The sequence below is a fragment of the Candidatus Cloacimonadota bacterium genome (genome assembly GCA_019429305.1).
In the GTDB taxonomy this organism is placed as follows: Bacteria; Cloacimonadota; Cloacimonadia; order Cloacimonadales; family JAJBBL01; genus JAHYIR01.
In genome coordinates, this window is record JAHYIR010000049.1 from 1 (window position 1) to 4,612 (window position 4,612).

At 41.4% G+C, this 4,612-nt stretch carries 4 protein-coding genes; all 4 read right to left on the minus strand.

Annotated features, from left to right (window positions below):
• Positions 1-259 (minus strand): hypothetical protein (locus K0B81_09675; GenBank protein MBW6516861.1); only part of this gene is annotated, 259 nt, incomplete at its 3' end.
• 91 nt (positions 260-350) lie between these two features.
• On the minus strand, positions 351-1,442 hold the full coding sequence (locus tag K0B81_09680) for an alanine racemase (GenBank protein ID MBW6516862.1): 1,092 nt from the start codon (positions 1,440-1,442) through the stop codon (positions 351-353).
• Between the two features lie 5 nt (positions 1,443-1,447).
• Entirely contained in the window at positions 1,448-1,885 is a 438-nt protein-coding gene (locus K0B81_09685; protein MBW6516863.1) for a GNAT family N-acetyltransferase, read from the minus strand.
• A 507-nt stretch (positions 1,886-2,392) separates the two neighbouring features.
• The coding region (gene recG / locus K0B81_09690; GenBank protein MBW6516864.1) for an ATP-dependent DNA helicase RecG at positions 2,393-4,612 on the minus strand (2,220 nt) is incomplete at its 5' end.

Genomic DNA, 4,612 nt, shown 5'->3' on the forward strand with positions numbered 1-4,612 from the left:
CAGTGATTCCTGAGATCAAACCATTGATGAAAGAAGTTCCGGCTATCTTTTCTGCACTATGTGGCAACTTCTTTACTATCAGTGAGTGAAGAATGATCTTCACGAAGCAACCGACACCCCACGAACCGGAACCCAAAAGAAAGTAAATGGGTCTAACGCCTTGAATGAAATATAAATATGCTATGGCTAAAAGAAAAGGGATAATTGAATAGTTAATCTCTTTTTTGTTTGCTCTGCGTTCCTTAAGATTTTTATCCATAGATCACACCTTTCCAGACTTTCATTATAAGAACAAGTAATCTAACCTATATTCTCAGGTCAAGTTACTATACTAAGGAGTTTAGGTGAAATTAGAGAATTTTCTTCTCGATAAAAGGGGTATTCATCAGGCGGGCTACTGCCATGTAGTTAGGATGAAAGACGATCTTTTTCCCGACACTATATTTCTGCTTACCCTCTTTGGTTTTATTATCACCCAGATCATAGACGGTCATATCCGATGTAGTACCGGCAAAGGTGATGTTCTTATCTATGGGAAAGATATCGTCAATATCAACGTCAAGAATTCCGAAATCGAGAATCGCCCGGTAAGATTTATCACGATCGCTTCCTATATCGGCAACGGTGCCGATATTTCCATTTCCGATCAAACCGTCCGGCTCCGTGTCCTTCTGGGCTAATTCTATAATATTGGCTTTAAACTCGAAACCTTTGGTGCTGAGATTTCTGAAGCGCTTATTAGTAAATGGTGAGGTGCCAAAAAAGGCAGCTTCGCCTATACGGAAGTGATTGACCTCTTGTGGTCTTTTACCTTTACCGACTAAGGGAAGAGTTATAGAAGAACCACCGGAGACCAGATCGATCTTACGGTTGAATGTGAGTTCAATAATTCGTTTATAGAGACAGAGCTGGATCAGCTTATCAAAGGTAGGTTCGATACCATACATACAGCCAAGATTCGTTCCGAGACCGATAACTTCGATGTTGGTTAATTTGAAAACTTTTTTATAGAACTCGAGGATCTGGTCTCTGACTACCCCCTCTCGTAATTCTCCCAACTCTATCATGACGATGATCTGATGGTTCTTCTTTTGCTTCTTAGCTTCTTTGTTGAGAGCTTCTATTGTCTGAATGCTGGAATTGAGCGAGATATCGGCATAGCTGATCACATTCTTGATCTGATCTGCTGCCGGTGGTTTGATATACATCGTAACCGCTTCCGGCTTGATCTGTTTGATCTTTTTCAGACAGGAGAGATGTGAATCACCGATAGAGTGAATATTTTGTAATTCTTGGCTATGAAGGATCCTTTCCAGTACCTGACGGTTTCCACTGAGAACTTTCATGATGATCGACCAGCGGATGTTGTATTTTCCGAGTAAGTCATTCAATTTTGTGATATTATCAAGGATAATCTTTGAATCTATCTGTAAGGTAGCCATTAAGCTCAGCTCCTATTGTATCGCATTTCGGCATATTTGGAGACAAATCCGAGACGCTCATAAAGTCGTTTAGCAGGATTATCATATTCTACATGGAGAGCAATATCCCCTTCACAGTTTTCGGCTGCCTTCTTGATGATCTGCTTACCAAAGCCCTTGCCACGATAAGTCGCATCGACAGCTATATAAACGAGAAGATTTTCCGGAATGAAATCTTTCATGCCGGTACTGTTCATCACCAATACTCCGACCAGTTTGTCCTCATAAAAGGCGGTCAAGATAAAGCCACCCTTACCTTCGGCACCTGAGAAGGCATAATTGATCGATTTATTGATCGCTTCCTTACTATCTCGGAAACGGTCTAAATGGTTATAAAGAAAATCTATCACCTCTTCTCGTGAGATATACTGCTTCATCTCTGCTTCGTTCCTAAAGACATGCATTTGTAACATAACTTCTCTCCTTATTCTATTTACAATTTACCTTAGAGGATCTATATGTTGTTGATTAGTAAGTAATTTTTTGTCACCACTGACTGAAAGAATAACACCAAATTTCGGGAACAAAAGAGGTATTTATCATCATAAAACCACAATAGTTAGCTGGGTTAATAAGTCAAAGGTTTTTTGAAGCAAGAGGATAGAGATTGTGGAAAGGTGGAAGGGTGAAAAGGTGATAGGGTAAAAACTTATGGAAGAATAGCAAGTCCATCGGAAGCATAGCAAGTATAGTCCACGGATAGACACAGATTAAAAAAGTATTAACACAGATAAAAAATAGGTGTTAGGGTATTAGGAAAAAAACTTAGGCATAGCAGGAGGAAATAGAACACGGATTTGACGGAAACAGAAGATCAAACGGATTATACTTAAGGGTAAGCAAGCAAAGATGCTTTCTCTTGACTACGCTTGCAATGGTATAGTGGCAATAATTGATGTTCTTAGTTACTCTTAATAACTGAAGAGGTTTTCTTTTGTTTGATAGGTTGCGGTGTATCTCTCGCGGATGAGGTCATTTTCCGGTCTTTGGAGTGAAAAATCTTCCAGTACGATATTTCTTGCCTCTACTCTTGCCTGTTGCAGGATCTCCAGATCGTTAATGAGATTCGAAAAACGAAAGAGAGGCATCCCTGATTGATTGGTACCGAAGAAATCTCCCGGACCTCTCAGTTGCAGATCTTTTTCAGCAATCATGAATCCGTCATTGGTTGCAGCCATAGTCTTAAGTCGTTCCCTGGCTACCTGAGTGATCGGTTCATAAAAGATGAGAAAACAGAAAGATTCATCAGGACCTCTTCCTACCCTTCCTCTGAGCTGGTGTAATTGACTAAGACCGAATCTTTCAGCATGTTCGACGATCATTACCGAGGCATTCGGCACATCAACCCCAACCTCAATAACGGTTGTAGAGACGAGAATATTGACTCTGTTTTGCTGAAATCCCTGCATGATAGCTTCTTTATCAGCCGACTTCATCCTGCTGTGGATCAATTCGACGGCATAATGCGGAAACACCACTTCCTTCAGGTGTTGATGCAACCTTTCGGCATCGAGCAGGTCGAGCTTTTCTGTTTCACTGATCAGTGGGCAGACAATATAAACCTGATTACCCTTCTTGATAAAATCGGGAATCTTCTTATAAACATCTGTTTTCTTAGTAGCCGGCTTGAGCATTGTTTTGACCGGCTTCCTGTTCGGCGGCAATTCATCCAGAACGGAGATATCCAAGTCGCCATAAATAGTGAGAGCCAGAGAGCGTGGGATAGGTGTTGCCGTGAGATAGAGAATATCGGGGTTTCCGCTCTTATCGGGTAACACAGTTCTCTGATGTACACCAAACCGCTGCTGTTCATCAATGACAATCAACCCTGCTTTGTTGAAAACCACTCTCGCTTCCAACAGGGCATGAGTGCCGATGATCAGTTGGGATACTCCGGCAGTTATATCTTCCAACGCCTGTTTTGTACCTTTCTTGTTACCCCCTAAGACGAGACTGATCTTTATCTCCGGTTGCTCGGCAAGAAGTTGGGAAAAGGTCTGAAAGTGCTGTTTGGCGAGAATTTCTGTCGGTACGAGCAGGACTCCCTGATAGCCGTTTTCTATGGCAAGAAGCATGGCAAAGAGGGCAATAATGGTCTTACCAGAACCAACATCGCCCTGTAACAATCTATTCATTCTTTTGGGGCTCTGCATATCGGTTACGATCTCTTTCAAGACCCTCTTTTGAGCAGCTGTTAGGGTAAAAGTCAGAGAGTTTTTTAACTTGGTTGTATAATTCTTTTTAATAGCAAAGGTAATCCCTTCACCTTCCGTCTTTTTTCTCTTATAGACACGAGCCAGCATCATCTGATGATAAAAGAGCTCTTCAAAGATCAATCTTCTTCTGCCCGATTCTGCTTCCTCCATAGATGTGGGAAAATGTAACACTTCGAGCGATCTTTTTAGCTCGAGCAGCGAATACTTTTGTCTGATGTATTCGGGAATCGTTTCCTTTATGAAATCTCGATAATCCTGAAAAGCTTGCGAGATAATTTTCCGCAGAAAGTTCTGGCTTAACTCAGGGATCAGAGGATAAATGGGTAATAGTTCTCTACCCGACCAATCTTCCTCTTCCGAGAGATCAAACTCTATATCTTCGGTAGCAAAGCGCTCGAACTTGGGATGAACCATTTGCCGGACTGAGCGAAATTCTTTTAATGTTCCATCTAAAATGTAGTATGAACCGGGTACTAATTCGGCAAGTTGCCAAGTTTGATAGTGAAACCAGATTGCCAACAATTCATTCAGATCGTCGGTAAAGATCGCCCTTAGCTGCTTTCTTCCACCTTTAACAAAGATCTGTTTAACACTCTTCAGTCGTAAAATGATCTTATAATGATTATCCGCCTGCATCTGAGATATCTTTCGGCACTGCTCTTTTTCGATATAAGTACGGGGTAGATACAATAGCAGGTCTTCAATCGTATTGATGGTAATTTTTTGCAGGAGTTGGGCTTTAAAGGCACCGACACCTTTGAGGTAGCGGACTTCATTTTGCAGGGTTTTGAGCATGATCGTTATTTCTGAGCTTTTTGTCTTCGCCTGTTCTCCTGTGCAAGTAAAATAAAGACAAATTCCCCTTTGGGAAGTTCTTCTATCATCGTCTGTAACTCTTGCAACGTACCCGTAAAG